A 16,061-nucleotide genomic window follows, 5' to 3' on the forward strand; every position below is an offset into this window, starting at 1 on the left:
GCGGTTTAGCCATTTTTCCACACAGGTTTTATTCGCCGCATGCGACACCCACCCAACTACTGTTACGCTGGTCAAACATGTACTCCATTATCAAAATGATTCGTGAAGATTTAGCCAATGCCCGTGACCACGACCCGGCTGCCCGAGGAAACGTGGAAAACGCCATAGTTTATTCCGGTCTACATGCAATCTGGCTGCACCGCATCGCCCATTGGCTATGGGTGCGCCGCATCAAAGGACCCGCGAGGATTCTCGCCCAATTCACCCGCTTTCTCACCGGTGTTGAGATACACCCTGGTGCCACCATCGGGCGCCGATTTTTTATCGACCATGGTATGGGAATCGTCATCGGAGAAACCGCCGAAATTGGCGAAGGTGTCATGTTGTACCACGGCGTCACCCTAGGTGGCCAAGTGCTTACCCAGACCAAACGCCACCCCACTATTGAGGACAACGTCACCATCGGCGCAGGCGCCAAAGTCCTAGGCCCTATTACCATCGGTGATGGTTCCGCCATCGGCGCAAACGCCGTGGTAACCAAGGACGTACCGCCTAATCACATCGCTGTGGGGATCCCCGCCAAGGCCCGTCCCCGCAAGGAAGAGGAATGCATCAAGCTGGTAGACCCAGATTCCTATGTAGCCAAAGACGGCGGAGATTTCATTATCTAGCACTCCACCACATAGAAAAACGCTTGCGCACCACGACCCATAAGTATGGTGTGCAAGCGTTTTTATTTAGGCCACTCTTGTTTTAACAGGAGTATGGCGTTTTAGATGCGATAACGACCTCGTGTCACTAACTGCCTACCAGGTTACGATATTCGCTGTTTTTATTGATGAATCGCTTAACCGCAGGGCAGCTTGGGGTAATGCTTAAGCCCTCGTCACGGGTTGCGTCTAAAGCTGCCTTGATAAGCGGTGTGGAAAGCCCCTGTCCCCGGAACTTCTCCAAAACAACCGTGTGGTTAAAATCGCGGTTACCCGGGTTTGGGCGATATGCTGCGAATCCGGCTTCCTCGCCATCAACGGATATGACAAAGCGGTTGTTTTCTGGTTCATGAGTGATTGATGGTGATTCCATTACGTAGCTCCTTTACTAATGTGCTAACTATCTAAACGGAGCACTCCGGCGGATTCTAATAATCGCGTACCAGAGCCGCACCGTAGTGATTCATTCTAATGGCACCTATCATAGGATGAGTAACTCCCAGCCAGTGCGCTGTCGCAGCCTTGGGTTAAGATCCGCCTTTCGAGACTAAGGTTTTTAAAAACTTATGACCAAACACTTCGAACTCACCGATGAAACTTTGCTGGTTGAAGGGGTAACCCTATACCGGATACGGGCTACCCGCGATCTGCCACATAAACATCGGGTTGTAAGATCCGGCGATCTTGGCGGTTGGGTGGAATCGAAAGACAACCTTTCAGAAAACGCCTGGGTGTACGACGAAGCGAAGATCTATGGTTTTGGCAACGCCACAGGCACCGCGCTGGTATTCGGGCACGCTGAGGTGTATGGGCACGCACAAGTAAGCGGAACCGCCCAGGTTTCCGGAAACGCTAAGGTATTTGACTTCGGGCATGTGCACGACGGCATGGTGTACGGCAATGCCCAGGTATATGGGCATTGCGAAATCACAAGTAACGCAAAAGTGTACGACGATGCGATCGTTCATGGCTTCGCGCAGGTAACGGATCAAGCATGTGTGTACGGTGCGGCTAAGGTGTACGGGCATGCGAGCGTCGAAAAGCAAGCAGAAGTCTACGGCAACGCTGAGGTTTTCGACTTCGTCAGCGTCTCCGGCTCCGCCCGAGTATGCGATAGCGCACGGGTTTTCGGCCATGTTGTGATAACCAATTGCGGCGGTGTGCGAGACGATGCGGAAGTGTTCGGCTACACCGAAGTGGATACTCGCATGCCAATCGGCGGAAACGCCTTAGTGTCGGGGCATGTGAGCATACCGGTGGCCGCAATGATCGCAGGTGACGCGCGCATATCCGGGCCGCATCATGTCCGGGTAGCACGAGTCGGCTCAGGCCCTTGGGTGACCACATATCGCACCGCGAATGGTCACCGCATCTGGTACGACTCATGGGTGGGAACACTGTCTCAGTTACGTTCGGAAATCGGCACGGAACCAAACTGGGCCGCTGAATGCGATGCCATTGAAAAATTTTTGGCTAGTTGGGACGAAGAATAGTGGCGCATTTCGAGTTCACCGACGAAACCTTAACCCTAGGTGACACGGTACTCCACCGCATTCGCGCCACCACCGACATAGCTGGACACATTGAGCGCGGCGAACTCGGCGGCTGGGTGGAGTCGCCACGAAACCTCACAGGTGCAGCCTGGGTTGCGGACGAAGCAAAGGTGTATGGCAATGCCTGGGTGACCGATGAAGCGCGGGTATCGGGCACCGCCGAAGTCTTCGACTCCGCCAATATCTGCGGCTTAGCGCAGGTCGGCGACAACGCCCGGGTTTTCGAAAACGCGCGGATGTTCGACCAAACCGCGATCTCCGGCAATGCCCAGCTAAGCGGTAACGCTGAACTCCTTATGGATTCTTTCGTTTCCGACAATGCGATCGTGTGCGAAACCGCTGTACTCACCGACAGCGCACAGGCACGCGGTGACAGCTGGGTGGGCGGATTCGCCTGCTTACACGGCGCAAGCGTTGCTACCGGCAACGCCAAGATTTCCGGCCGAGTATGGCTTTTCGACGCCCCCACTATCCGCGACAACGCAACCATCTCCGGTCACATCACAATCTGCGGCGGCCCCACTATCGCCACCACAGCACAGATTACGTCCGCTGAAGACATAATAAGCATCGTCCTAGCGGCAGACTGCGCCGAAACCATCACCGCCTATCGGTGCTGCACCGGGCATAGGATTCATTACGGCGATTGGGACGGCACCCTTGACGGGTTCCGCACCGAGATTACCCGACGCGCGGAAACTAACTGGCCACAAGCAAACGCCGGTGCTGCGTCGCTTAATCGGTGGCGCTACGAATTGGATCAGCTAACAAACCTGCTGGCCAGCCGGGTGGAATTTTGGGAAAGCAATAACTAACGCCCCAACACCATCAAAGATGTTGGGGCGTTATAAATGTGGCACGGACCAGGATCGAACTGGTGACCTTCCACTTTTCAGGCGGACGCTCTACCGACTGAGCTACCGCGCCACCGGCTGATTACTCAACCTAGCGACCCTGACGGGGCTCGAACCCGCGACCTCCGCCGTGACAGGGCGGCGCGCTAACCAACTGCGCCACAGGGCCAAAATTGTGATAGAAAGTTTCCCTTCAACGTTTGATAACAATACACAGCATTATCAAGACTAATCAAATCCGCAGGTAAAAGATGATATAGCCGCCAGTCACGTCAGTGAACTACCGCGCAAATTCCACACCTTATGCCAGGCGCCATGCGGCAACCACCACATCCTTTTTAGGCAAACCCCGGAGATACATACATTCGTTTCAATAATCGCAGCAAAGCGGAAGCACCCCAGCGCAGCAATTTTCCCCAAAAACATTGTAATTAAGGGTCGCCTACCCTAAACTTTCCGGCAATAAACATTACGTTTCGTCACACCGCTGCATAGGGCTCGTTCCGGGATAACTTAACCCTCGTCTGTTTGGTCTCCAGTGGCTGGATCACACCTGAACCTGCACAGTGATGGAACAGGAGGAGGCTTACCGTGAGTAAAGGAATTCAAGGAGCAGTACTCCGGGCCCTTGGTGCCAAGGAACATCTGGCGACCGTCACAGGTTCCGACTGGATCACCCCGCATGTGCTGCGTGTAGATTTCCATTCCACCCACCTACTTGACCCAGCGGGTGAATCCCCCAGCGCCTGGGTACGCGGCTGGTTTCCAGATCCTGATGGTAAAAATACTCTCCACCAGCGTGGATACACCTTCCTAGACTCCGATTCAACGACTGGCACTTTTTCCATCGCATTCCTGGTCCACGAACCTGCCGGGCCTGCCTCCACCTGGGCTGTGAACGCCCAGCCAGGAGATGAGATCGTGTTTCAGCGCTATGGCAGCGAGGGTTTTAACCCGTCGGATCCGCCCCCAGTTGGCTATCTGCTGCTTGGTGATGCAGCTTCATGGCCAGGGATACAATCGATCGTCGCATCCCTTCCCATCGATGTGCCAATCAAGGTGATTATGGAGCAGCATCACGAAGCGGATAATAAGCTCCCCTTCCCCAAACACCCGAACCTCTCCGTCACATGGGTACCCACCGGTGGAGATTCCCGCACATTAGTCAATGCGCTCAGGGGCACTGACTACCACGGTTGGCGCACGTGGGTTGCCGCAGAATCGGTAGCCACCCGGTTGGTGCGGCAAGCCCTACAGATCGACCACGGCCAGAACAAGGGAACCATGCATGCCCAAGCCTACTGGGTACACGGCAAAGCAATGGGCAAAAAAGTCGAGGTGGAAACCACCGCAGAACAATCCACAGACCAGGTGGCACGACCTGCATCAGCCGTCGACAAGGCAGAATCTACCCCATCGATACTGCGGCCCGCCCGAACTGCACTGATCACCGCCGGTATCGCGCAGGGATTGTTGTCGTTACTGGAAGTCGCCCCACTGATTCTGTTCGCGGAACTTGCGCGCCGCCTGCTTACTGGGGCCGAGCGCGACGTTTTAGTCTCCCTCGGCATAACGGGAACAATCATTATGCTTGCTGGTGCTGCAGGAACCGCATTAATGCTTTTTCTGCTGCATCTTCACGATGCCCGCTTCAGCGCCGCATTGCGAAAACGCGTGTTGCACAAACTCACGCGAATGCCGCTGGGGTGGTTCCGACAGCGCCGCACCGCTGAGGTGAAAAAACTCGTTCAGGACGATATCAACGCCCTGCACTACCTGGTCACGCACGCTGTACCGGATCTGGTTGCAGCAGTGGTAACCCCGCTAACCATCGTGCTTTACCTGTTCACCATCGATTGGCGGCTGTGTTTCGTGTTGCTAGTACCCGTGGTTCTTTATGTGATCGTAATGCTGCGGATGGCAACCGCCGACAAGCCGCGGATGCGCAAAATGTTGCGATACAACGCTACACTTCCCGGTGACGCTGAACGCTTCATCACTGGTCAACCTGCAGCTCGTATCTTCGGCGACGATGCCACCATCAACCTGCCCCGCCAGCTGTCCGAGCTGCGTGCATTCCTCACCGCGTGGCAATTGGAAACCATCAACGCTAAATCCGCAAGCATACAACTTAATCGCCCACTCACGGTGATGGTGTTGCTCAGTGTTGCCGGCACCGTGTTGATTACCACCGGGCTGATGCCTGCGGCTTACCTGCTACCGTTCCTTGTGCTGGGCACGAGTTTTGGCAATCGTCTCCTTTCAATCTCCTACGCTGCGAACGGATTACAGGCTGGAATGACTGCCAAAACCGCGCTTGAGTTGATGCTCGCTTCCCCGGAACTCGCAGCGCGGTCACCCGGCGCGACTTCGGCTCCCCATAGCACCGCGCCCGCTGACATCCGCCTTCACGATGTCACTTTTGGCTACGCTCCGGGCCAGCCGATCTTAGAGAACGTCAGTCTTGCGTTGCCCCCTGGAAAGGTTACTGCAATTGTAGGCCCATCAGGAGCTGGTAAGTCCACGATCGCGGCATTGGTGGCGAGGTTTTGGGATCCGGATTCCGGCATGATTACCTTGGATGGCACGGATATTAAAGATATCCCGGAGGCACAGTTACACAGCCACGTTGCTACCGTGTTGCAAGATGTTCAACTTATCCGTGGCACCATCCACGACAACATAGCTTTGGGGCACCCTGATGCGACCCGGGCGCAGGTGGTAGCGGCCGCTACGACGGCTTTTATCGACCAGGTTATTCAGCAATTGCCGGCAGGCTACGACACCGTGGTGGATCGGGATAGCCTTTCTGGTGGTCAGCGGCAGCGTATTGCTATCGCCCGGGCGTTATTGGGTAATCCACGTGCGGTGATTTTGGATGAGGCCACCGCAGCGGCCGACCCGGACTCAGAGTGGGCAATCCGACAGGGGCTTAGTCAGCTCCTTAAAGGTCGCACTGTGCTAATCATCGCGCACCGGCTGCATACCATCGCGGACGCGGACACGATTGTTGTGCTGGACAAGGGGCGCATCGTTGAGAAAGGCACCGATAGTGCCCTGCGGAAACGGGGTGGCCTGTACGCTACTTTGACCGATAACGCTCGGAAGGCCCTGCAATAATGCTTAAAGATTTCACCGTAATCACGGGCACCGCTGGACGCCGCTACCGGATGCTTTTTATCGGTCTGACGCTTCTGTCAGCTGCGCTACAGGCGGCTGCTGTCATGATGCTCGTTCCTGTTCTTTCTGCGTTATTCAGCTCCAATCCGGCGTCCGCTTGGCCGTGGCTTTCCGTGCAGGTGGTTGCCGTCGCTGCCGTGTGGGTCATTGATAGCCTAGCGATGCGGGCGGGTCTGCGGCTGGGATTAATGATCATGCAGGAGATAGAAGACTCAGGCGTAGACGCCATTCGGCATCTCGACCCAAGTGACTTGCATGGCACCCGTGCATCGAAGATACGCGACTTGGTGTCTACTGCTGGCAGCGAGTCCGTTTCCGCAGTGGTGTTGTTGATTGCTCCGATTGTGCATTCGCTTGTGTTTGTTCCGCTACTGAGCCTTATGCTGCTGGTGATCGCTTGGCAGCTGGCGGCAGTCGCCGTGCTCGGTGGCCTATTGCTTGCCACCGCGTTTATTCTCGGCAGACGTGCGATTGACCGGGCAGATCGCGCTTATGCCGATTCTTCCCGGGAGCTTGACGATCGCGCGTTAGACTTTGCCTGGGCTCAGCCGACGCTGCGTTCCACCGGCGTTGCTGGTAGTGCCCTCGATAACGTTCTTCGCGCGTCCCGCAAGCGTGGGCTTCAGCTGCTTGTGTGGCAGATTCCTGGCGATACGCTCTTTAGTATCGCCTTGCAGTTGATCCTCTTGGGATTCGGCGGAGTTACCGGCTGGCTTTATCTCGACGGGGCACTTAGTGGCGCCGCAGCCGCCGCAATGGTTGTTGTTTTGCTTCGGGTCGTCGAAACCGTCGGCTCCTTGTCTTTACTGGCCACGCCTATGGCGTCGATAAGCAGGCGTCTTGACGAAGTACGAACACTGGTGGAGCAACGAAACACGCGTGGCGACTCTGAAAAACCACCGACAACCAGTAATGACGAGCCACCCGCCGTCGGCGTTAACGGGGTAAGTTTTAGCTATCCGGACGGCACTTGCGCCCTTGACAGAGTGGACCTAACAGTGCCCGCTGGCAGCTTCACTGTGATCGTGGGTGGCTCCGGCTCCGGCAAATCCACCCTGCTAGACATCCTCGCCGGCCTGCGTGAACCCACCGTCGGCGAGGTCCGATGGAACAACGTTCCAACCTCGGCGCTACTACGGCGTGCGGGCACTTCCATGATGTTCCAAACCACGGACCTGCGGCCAGGCACACTACGCGACAATGTTATGCCTGGTTCCGGTCCCGATGAGGCACCGCTTCTTGCCAGCATCGCGAAACAAGCACAGCTCACCGAGGTGCTGGCGGGGCTTCCGGATGGTTGGGATTCCCGCATCGGCGAGGGCGGCGGCACCCTATCCGGCGGTGAACGTCAGCGAGTCGGGCTCGCCCGCGCCTTGGCCAAACCCGCCGGGTTATTGCTTGTTGACGAAGCCACCTCGGCGCTTGACGCCATTACCGAGCATTCGGTTGTGGATGCATTAGGGGAACTTCGGGGCAAGCGCACCATCATCGCGGTCACGCATCGCCCCGCAATGATTCAGTTAGCAGATACCGTGGTGGTACTTGATAATGCCACAATCGCTGAGCACGGTTCAGTTGACGACTTACTCGCCCGGGGTGGCATGTTCGCTGATCTGTGGGACAGGTGGCGGGCCGTCGAAAAGTGGCAAGTTCGCTCTTAACCGCACTCCCCTACCCGGCATTGAAAATACCGAAAACCACATGTGGGGTGAGAAGAACTTTCATCCTTCTCACCCCACATGCGTGAAATGCGACCCTGACGGGGCTCGAACCCGCGACCTCCGCCGTGACAGGGCGGCGCGCTAACCAACTGCGCCACAGGGCCATATTCATTTAAAAACACCCTTACTTAAATAAGGGTGTTAGTACTCCCAACGGGATTCGAACCCGTGTTGCCGCCGTGAAAGGGCGGAGTCCTAGGCCCCTAGACGATGGGAGCAAGCAGATAGTGTCGCACCAAGTTTTACCCTAGTGCTTTCCTAAGCAGCTGGAAGAAAACTATACTTTAGACACCAAGCTTTGGCAAAACCGCAGTTAAACCCACCAAAACCACCTTATTTAATAAGCCCCTGCAACACCTGAATCGCCACCGCCACAACAATCGCGTTATAGAAAAACGCCACAATACTATGCAGCAACACCACCCGCCTACCCGACGGCCGCACCACCGTCGGATCCGATGTGGCAAAAGACGAACCAATGGTGAAGGCGAAATACAGATAGTCCATTAGTTCCGCCCGGCGCGTATCGCCATCGCCGGGAAACTGAAACACTCCACGTTTCTCGGACGCATCAATCATTTCATAAATCTGAGCGAAGCCAATCTGCATCAACATCCAGGAAAGCACCACCCCAATAGCTGCAACCATTGCATCCACCGAGGAATCAGCATGAACCTCTTGCTTTGCAATCAAAGCTATAACCGCCGAGTTAATGCCGGTAAGACTCGCAAGCTGCGTAAACCACCAGGACATCCGCAAGATTCGCTTTCGATCCACCGGAGCCACATTTGGGGCTTCAATTCCACCCCAGGCCGCAACAAATACCAGAACCACGTAGATGGCCGCGAGCAGCTCCCAACCAATCAAAACAGCAAATTCATCGACAATCAGGTAGGAAATGCTTGAGACGATAATGATCGTCTCAATGACAAGTTTTATCCACCAAAAATGATTGCGAAAGATTGTTTCCATGCATTTCACTGTGGCATGAAGCGGGGGCGGGTTCAAGGGTTTTTGATGGGGCACGAGACAGGAAAAACTGTCATCACTGTTGTATCACGCAGTTCGATCTGGAAAAATGAGCTGTGCTAAAATCGCAGTTTTTCAAGCTATAAAAAGCGGATGCGGAGTGTTTGATGACAATTCCAGTAACACCCCGGACGAACCGAAAGAGTCAGGTGATCGCGCACTCACGCGACGGTCGGGTAATTCGGACAGCCCGAATTCACGATCCGATGGAGAACGTGGAGAAGGGTTGGCAGCGAACCGGAAAGGCTATTCGGGAAGCAATGGACAGTTACAGACTGACGAAGTAATAGAAGCAGAATTAGTCGATCAAGTCCGGGAACAAGTACACCAGATGATGAGTGTAACTCGAGTCGGGCCTATTCCAAATCCCCGCGAGCTTAAAGAATATGAAGCAATTCAAGAAGGACTCGCGGACAGGATTGTACGAATGGCGGAGAATTCGTCGGAAGCTGCCAACTATGCAACGCGTTCAAATGTTGAAGTAAACAACGCTTTGGCAGATTCGATTCGCACCAAAGGGCACTCAATAGCGAGGGGGCAGTGGATCTCGTTCGCAATTGCAAATGCGTCCTTAATTTGCGCTGTTGTTGTCCAGCTTTTTGGAAAAACACAGGCTTCCTACAACTGGATGAGCGCTCTAATGAGTATCTTTAGTGCCTTGAGTTTTATCGGAGCTATTTTAATCCCCAAATTGGGCACAGACTGGATGCCTGTAAGCAATGAAGATGCTGAAAAGTAAGGCGAAAAAGCACTGCTAGCTGAGTTATCGTACGGGGATTGAGCGCAGTCTCAATCCCCGATCACACACAAATTATCCCTTCTCAAATCCTGAATTTTCAAACTTGAGTGCGTTGGAGTTTTCCTTGATCGTGCGTATTTCAGATTCGTTGAATCCCTCCGGTTTTTCCGCCTGAATGTCAAGACTGATTGTGAGTTTCGCACCAGCACCCACCAACCTGTCGATTATTTCTCGGGTTATTTGGCCCAAGTCACGACTGTACCGTTCTGGATCGATCTTCACTGATCCAAAGTAACGAACAATCGTGTCCCGAATTACAGCTTCAACCTGCGAACTGTCGGACGCTATCGAAACCTCACCGCCACCTAGGACTGGCGGAATAACACCAACTTTTTCGCTATCGGTCTCCGCCCCAGTCAATACATCAGCATTCAGACTCGCGGTTAACAGATTTTCTTTTTCCCGCGCGATTCGATCTTCCTCTTGTTGGGCTACCGCTTTCTCCCATTTCACAATGAGGGTGCTGTCAGTGACGTGAATCAATTGTGCTTCATTATTTGGGGGGATTATCAGACCACGGTATCGCCCTGTATCTTCGTCAATGCTGTGGGCGATAGCAAATCGCTCATCGCCTACCATAATGCTGGTTGCCGCTTGCATAACCGCATTATCAAGGACAGATCGCCGAACAAGACGGTACAAATAAATAAACCTAGTGAAGTATTCCCATAGCTCACCCACATAGACGTGGTCGCGTTCCGACCACCAATTGCCCAATTTTTCGTTAATCGTTGCCGCGAGCACGCTCGAAGCCAATTCAGGTACTATGTGTCCGCTACGGTCAAGCTTGTCACCAATCCGCACTGCGAAAGGCATATCTCCTGAATCAGAGATCTTTTCACACCAAATGTCGAATGGCTGTGTTGGGTCTTCTTGTTCTGGAATTAACACGCGTGTGTATGCGCTACGAATGCGGTCACCAACGGTTTGATCACATTTCTTTACCCAGTCTTCAGCTTGGCGATGTTGCTGAGCTGTGAGGTTGAACTCTTCAGCACCATCATGTACAAGTTTCCACCCTAGATAGCTACGGGCTGCTGCTTCCAACCCACTTAGTTCAGCGTCATCTACGGATAGAAAAATCAGAGCATTGCGATGTACTCGTTGGCTTCCACCCTTATTTTCGATAGCCGAATATACCCAATCATAGGTAGTACTCCCAGCGCTAGTAGTTTTGCCCCAGGTAAATTTGGGATGCATGATAACCAGGCGGGTTTCCTCAAAGTCGGGAATTTCACCACTATTAAGTGGCGCAATATGGACGCGATCGAATACTCCACGATTACTATCTTCCGACTGTAGTCGCCGAATGATTTCGTTCCACACGGCCTCAGGTTCTTCCCGAAGCCGTTCAGCATGATCCCGAGCGGTTTTGGACACGGAAGGTTGAGTATCAAACCAATAATGTCCTTGTTCCTCATAGAAGTAGGTGGATCGTTGCGAAAGATTTTCGATCGCACTGCTGAAATTGCCCAAGGCATCACCAGGAATGGCGGTTCCCAACCAGAGATACTGCTTATCTAAGCCTTTACGGTTGGTATTGTTCCGTGGTGCGGCACCAACGAAGATCGTGCGCGCTATTCGTTGTGTGATATGGCGTTTACCTAGGGCAGGTTTTTCTTTATCAATCCGACTCGCTGTGCAATCGGGACCGTCAATGTCAGAGTCAATGATTGGCTTCCAGGCATCTTCTAAGTACTGCGTAAGGTCAGTGTTTACGGATGAAGCTGATAACGGTACGTTGCCAGGAAGAATGAGCGGCGATGTATCATTTGATGCCCATAATTCGTGAATGATGGATGAAACCAGCTTGAGCACGCCCCGGGTGCGTTGGAAGCGCTCTAAAGTAGACCAGTCTTCATACAACCGATCTAACAGTTCTGGGTGAAGCGGGTAGGAGGCGCGAATACGAGTTTCATATTCATTCGATGCTGTAACCGCATCACGTGGAAACGCAGACAAATTTTCCCGATACATAGTGACAAAACTGCGTGAGACTGCAGCGATCATGGCCAAGCTCTCGGCATCGGGCGTTTTAAATAGCCTGCGGCGCACAATTTCAAAGGATTCGTCGCGGGTTGAAGGGCGCCATTGATCCGCCACGCGTCGAATGACGTTTTGCAAACGTTCCAGTGCCCGTTGGCCTTTTTCACCACCAATTTCAATATCAGTTCCTGCTTGTGCCGAACCGTCTGATGCGGGGATAGACACCACCAGCATGGTGCCCGGAATCGAACTGACCATCTCAGTTAGTGATTGTGCGAACGTGAATTGGGTATCAAATGAACCCGCTGGTAGCTCCTTATCAGTAATAAGTTGCCGTGCGTAAGCGACCCATTCATCAACAAGAATTAAGGCTGGCCCATAGGTGCTCAGCAGCGTGTGCAGCGCCTCGCCAGGGTTCGTGCCCGTTTTATCTGCTTCAGCAACAATGTCATACCCGGCGCGGCCGCCCAGCTGCCAGGCTAATTCACCCCACATGGTTCGTACTTCCGTGCCATCTTCTTTAATGCTGGGCGAACCGGCCTGAAGGTAGGTTCCAACCAGCGCGGCGCGGCGCACGCCGAGCTTTTCCAACCCCTTAACTCCGCTGCCGTGGACCAGCTCTTGGACTTCTTGCGGAAAATTTTGCGCTGACACCCCACTGAATAAGTGATAGAGAGCCAGCATCGAGTGGGTTTTCCCGCCACCGAAGTTGGTTTGCAAGTTCACCACTGGGCTAGCGTTCGCGTCACCGTTCAGCCTCCGTAGCGCACGGTCTAACAAATCCCGCAAACCCTCGGTCAAGTACGTTCTGCTGAAAAATTCGACTGGGTCACCATATTCAGGGCTAAGTGCCTGTTTCGTATGTACCAGATGCAAGTCGGCTGCGAACTCGGAAGCGGTAAACTCGCCTCGCGCAACGTCGTCATGGGGTTCAATGACTTCCCGCCAAGGTTTTAATCCAGCACCAGGTTCTAGCTTTACGACGTTCGCACGTTTTGCTTGGTGCCGAGCGCGATCCTCGTACACGTTGCGCTGAAGATCATCACGGAGCTTTAACACATCTTTCGCCGAATCTACCGAGTCGACTGCTTGCAGCAATCTTGCAATCGTATCGAGTGCGCGGAAAGCATCGTCTGAGCTAAAGGGCTCGTTATGCGCCCATAGGTTCCGCGTTTCCCGCAATTCAGAGGCGAAACCTTGTTGTGCCCGTGACAGTACTTCTTTAAACTCCCGACCATATTCAGTCAGTGCCCGAAGCTGTACTTGAACATCGCTTTTGCTAATAGTCCGTTTCGAACTACCGTATTTTAAAGCATCTTTTTCCGCCCATTTGTCAGTCCACGAATTGGACTGAAATACCCGCGTCATTACCTCATCGACGACATCAAACAAGCCCTCTGCCAGAAGATCTAGCGCTTGCCCTACCCGATCCCGGTTACTGATTGCCACTTATTCCTCCTACCCGTTTTAAAAATCGAAAGCTTGTTGTTCCGCTCGTGGTCGACTTGCATACTGACGGGCCTGTTCATTCAATTCGCCCCAGGAACTGACCAGTCCGTTAAACAAGACTGCGTCTTCAGTGTCTTTTTTCTTCTCTGCCTCGTGGAATAGTAAGAAGCCCAGTTCTTTGACCGCCTCAAGACTCACTTTGTCCTGTACCGAAGGCAAAAGTTCCGCGACTTTGTCTGCACCAATTTTGTCTAGCACCGCTGCCAAGCGAACGGCAGCTTCCCACACGCTAACGTGGTCATCCGTTAACGGATCCCATTCACCGTCCAGTTGGGTTGGCGATAACAATCGGGCTTTTCCACCCTTAGCTTCAAAAATACCGCCGCGTTCCAATGCCCCAATAGAGGTATCAGAACTACGCGCTAATTGGTCAGCGATACCAGCGCTGTCTGATTCCCAGCCGTACTGCCGGTACCATTTCACCGCAAATCGGGTATCTGAATCGAAATCCGATTCTTGCTCGCCCAAGACTTCATCCAGCGTTGCATTAATCAGTTGCAACGCATCTTTCACGCTCATATCATCGCCATTTGCTTTCCGCACCCGCGCAAACCGTGAGAACACCGAAATACCCGGACCAATAGCCGCCTGAGCCAAGTCCACCGGCGCAATCGCACCTTGCATCAACGTACGCAGCGATTCCGGTAATTCTGACTTCAATAACCGTTCAAAATCCCGGCGCGTAATAGTCCGTGCTTCTTCTGGGCGGGCACGGCAAGCCAAAACGATGGAGGATGCCAAGGCATTTGTCCCCAAGGAAAGCATCCTGTTCTTCAATTCACTACGCATTGGCCAAGTGGCGGTAATTTCCCATCCTGAGCGAATCAAACCTTCTAATAATGTGTGCCAACCAGTTGAAGCTGTGCCGTCTTTTCCAGCATCTTGCTGTTTATAGGCGTAATACACAGTCATTGGCACAGATGAATTCACATCGTCTTCACGAATCCGATGAAATACCGTGTTGAATCCTTCAACGAAGAACTTTTCCGCGCCTGCTTTTCCATCATGCCGATACGGATTAGCCACCAATTCATCCGCTTTCGGTGTCAGCATCGTTCCTACTGTTGCAGATTGAATTTCAGAAAGAGATTTCCGGAGCCACACATAAAAGAAATCGGAGAGATCCGAATACCCAATGTTGTCGTAATACGGCGGATCAGTTGAAATTACCAACTGGCCATATGTGCGTTCAGTTGCGCTTATCTGTTTTGCTTCGCCTATTGCCACAGCAGGTGTTTTAGCGACTACTTTACTCACCCAGTCGATTTGCCCGAGAAAGTTACCAGACGATTTCGAAAAAGGATTTACTTCCGCAAAGTCCCACACCATCGGAATTGCTTGCCGGCCGAAGACGTTTCGCATTTTTTCGCCGGTGTTATGCCAACTGCAAAGATTTGAAGAATAATCTGCTGTTCGACTTACGCCTAATGCCAAATAACTAGCAACCGCATCCGCGTACGCTTCTGCACCTGTGCCGCCATCATCAAGGCGTTGACCAGTGGGTAGACCTGCTGCGAGCGCGTCTTTGAGCACTTGTTCTCGGGCTTCTGAAACAAGGTCGCTTAAAGTCGTGAGAGCTGTTAGCTGGCGGGGCGTGAATAAATCCGAAAACTTTGTTAACCCATAAGCTGGAGTCCAGATATTACGCGGATCATACGGCAATTCCTGATTAGGAACGTCAACAGGTGTATGAATATCTGAGACATGCGAATGTTCTATAGTTGGCGAAAGATATAGGCGCCCTTTTTTATCCTCCGCAACAATGGCAGTCATATGGACCCCCATTTTTCCATTGACCCCTTGTTCCTTAATATAGTCGGCGGAAATAGGAGTTCCATCAGCTAGCGAGACACCACCACGCCCTACTCGAGTTCCGTCTTCATCCCCTTTAGGCCCATCAGCATTGTGTTGGACTTCGTAATGGACTTGTCCGTCCTTGACTGTGGCTTGAACCCAGGCTTCTTTGCCTTTTTTTGCTAAGCCACCAAGAACGAACAAGGGGGACTTCGATCGGGTTGGCTGGGTTGGGGCTGATGACTGTACGTGCCCAAATCCAGGCGATGACTGTGTGTTCGGTTCCGCCGGGTGCTTTTACTTTCGGGTAAAGGTGACCGATTCGTTTCTCCGCTTCGTCACGCATCCACTCCCCATAATGGCGGACATCAGCGGCTAATCCTTCGGCACGATTCCAAGATGCTTGTTCACAAGCGGTTTTAGGAAATACAGGTTCTTGACCAGAAAACTTTGGCGGTATTTCGATGAGCGCTTTATTTATTAAAACAGCCAGCGGGTTCAGATCGCTAGCATGCGCTTCCAGCCCTAAGCGCTGAGCTTCGAGAGGAATCGACCCCCCCCCGCGAATGGATCAAGAACAGCAGGCAGGGTGCCATTATTGCTCTTTTTTATTTCCTCACGCGCCTGGGCGAATAGGTTTTCATCGTTGCTATTTTCCCACACAATGAGTTTTTCCATCAGGCTATGCAGCCGGGCGCGTTCCAGGTCTTGCGCCTCCGGGGTGGGAAATTCTTCCGGGCGCGATGCGGGGTCGTCGACAAGCTGGGCAAAAAGCACCGCCCGCGCGGTTGCGAGCGGACGGCGTGCCCAATACAAGTGAAGTGTGGAAGGATGACCATGGCGAATGGACTTCTCCCGCGCAGATGCCGCATTGATTGCTTCAAGGGGCAGAGACGTTTCGATCAGTTTCTTCTTCATGGTTACTT

At 53.2% G+C, this 16,061-nt stretch carries 9 protein-coding genes, 4 tRNA genes and 1 pseudogene; 6 read left to right on the forward strand and 8 right to left on the reverse strand.

Annotated elements, in window-relative coordinates; genetic code table 11:
- Positions 1-77: 77 nt before the first annotated feature.
- Entirely contained in the window at positions 78-671 is a 594-nt protein-coding gene (gene epsC, locus CMUST_RS12545) for a serine O-acetyltransferase EpsC (RefSeq protein ID WP_047262799.1), read from the forward strand.
- Between the two features lie 127 nt (positions 672-798).
- On the opposite strand, the gene CMUST_RS12550 is transcribed toward epsC, so the two are convergent.
- A complete protein-coding gene (locus CMUST_RS12550; protein ID WP_047262800.1) occupies positions 799-1,083 on the reverse strand; it encodes a GNAT family N-acetyltransferase in 285 nt (94 codons plus the stop codon).
- Positions 1,084-1,276: 193 nt separating this feature from the next.
- On the opposite strand from CMUST_RS12550, the gene CMUST_RS16115 reads away from it, so the two are divergent.
- Together CMUST_RS16115 and CMUST_RS16120 are read left to right on the forward strand one after the other, a co-directional pair.
- Positions 1,277-2,203 carry an LbetaH domain-containing protein gene (locus CMUST_RS16115; protein WP_052844760.1) on the forward strand — a complete coding sequence of 309 codons (927 nt, stop codon included), beginning with the start codon at positions 1,277-1,279 and terminating at the stop codon, positions 2,201-2,203.
- Positions 2,203-3,078 carry a hypothetical protein gene (locus CMUST_RS16120; RefSeq protein WP_052844762.1) on the forward strand — a complete coding sequence of 292 codons (876 nt, stop codon included), beginning with the start codon at positions 2,203-2,205 and terminating at the stop codon, positions 3,076-3,078. The genes CMUST_RS16115 and CMUST_RS16120 overlap by 1 nt, the downstream gene beginning before the upstream one ends.
- 39 nt (positions 3,079-3,117) lie before the next feature.
- On the opposite strand, the gene CMUST_RS12565 is transcribed toward CMUST_RS16120, so the two are convergent.
- Both CMUST_RS12565 and CMUST_RS12570 read right to left on the reverse strand, forming a co-directional pair.
- Positions 3,118-3,190: transfer RNA gene (locus CMUST_RS12565), tRNA-Phe, on the reverse strand.
- A 22-nt stretch (positions 3,191-3,212) separates the two neighbouring features.
- A tRNA-Asp gene (locus CMUST_RS12570) sits at positions 3,213-3,286 on the reverse strand.
- A gap of 422 nt (positions 3,287-3,708) precedes the next feature.
- Between CMUST_RS12570 and CMUST_RS12575 the strand changes: the two genes are divergently transcribed.
- Positions 3,709-6,237, forward strand: coding sequence for an ABC transporter ATP-binding protein/permease (locus tag CMUST_RS12575; RefSeq protein ID WP_047262801.1), 2,529 nt, complete (start codon positions 3,709-3,711; stop codon positions 6,235-6,237).
- A complete protein-coding gene (locus CMUST_RS12580) occupies positions 6,237-7,958 on the forward strand; it encodes an ATP-binding cassette domain-containing protein (RefSeq protein WP_047262802.1) in 1,722 nt (573 codons plus the stop codon). The genes CMUST_RS12575 and CMUST_RS12580 overlap by 1 nt, the downstream gene beginning before the upstream one ends.
- Before the next feature lie 90 nt (positions 7,959-8,048).
- Here the strand turns inward: CMUST_RS12580 and CMUST_RS12585 are convergent.
- From CMUST_RS12585 to CMUST_RS16125, 3 genes are all read right to left on the reverse strand, one after another.
- Positions 8,049-8,122 (reverse strand) — tRNA-Asp (locus CMUST_RS12585).
- 41 nt (positions 8,123-8,163) lie between these two features.
- A tRNA-Glu gene (locus CMUST_RS12590) sits at positions 8,164-8,236 on the reverse strand.
- A 115-nt stretch (positions 8,237-8,351) separates the two neighbouring features.
- Positions 8,352-8,990, reverse strand: coding sequence for a DUF1345 domain-containing protein (locus tag CMUST_RS16125; protein ID WP_052844764.1), 639 nt, complete (start codon positions 8,988-8,990; stop codon positions 8,352-8,354).
- 157 nt (positions 8,991-9,147) lie between these two features.
- Between CMUST_RS16125 and CMUST_RS12600 the strand changes: the two genes are divergently transcribed.
- Positions 9,148-9,786, forward strand: a complete 639-nt coding sequence (locus CMUST_RS12600; protein ID WP_047262803.1) for a DUF2335 domain-containing protein — start codon at positions 9,148-9,150, stop codon at positions 9,784-9,786.
- A 72-nt stretch (positions 9,787-9,858) separates the two neighbouring features.
- Here CMUST_RS12600 and CMUST_RS12605 read toward each other — a convergent pair whose 3' ends face one another.
- Together CMUST_RS12605 and CMUST_RS12610 are read right to left on the reverse strand one after the other, a co-directional pair.
- A complete protein-coding gene (locus tag CMUST_RS12605) occupies positions 9,859-13,281 on the reverse strand; it encodes a Swt1 family HEPN domain-containing protein (RefSeq protein WP_047262804.1) in 3,423 nt (1,140 codons plus the stop codon).
- A gap of 18 nt (positions 13,282-13,299) precedes the next feature.
- Positions 13,300-16,053, reverse strand: a pseudogene (locus CMUST_RS12610) (DUF1156 domain-containing protein).
- Between the last annotated feature and the right edge of the window lie 8 nt (positions 16,054-16,061).

Origin of the sequence: Corynebacterium mustelae, from assembly GCF_001020985.1 — a bacterium.
GTDB classification, from domain to species: domain Bacteria; phylum Actinomycetota; class Actinomycetes; order Mycobacteriales; family Mycobacteriaceae; genus Corynebacterium; species Corynebacterium mustelae.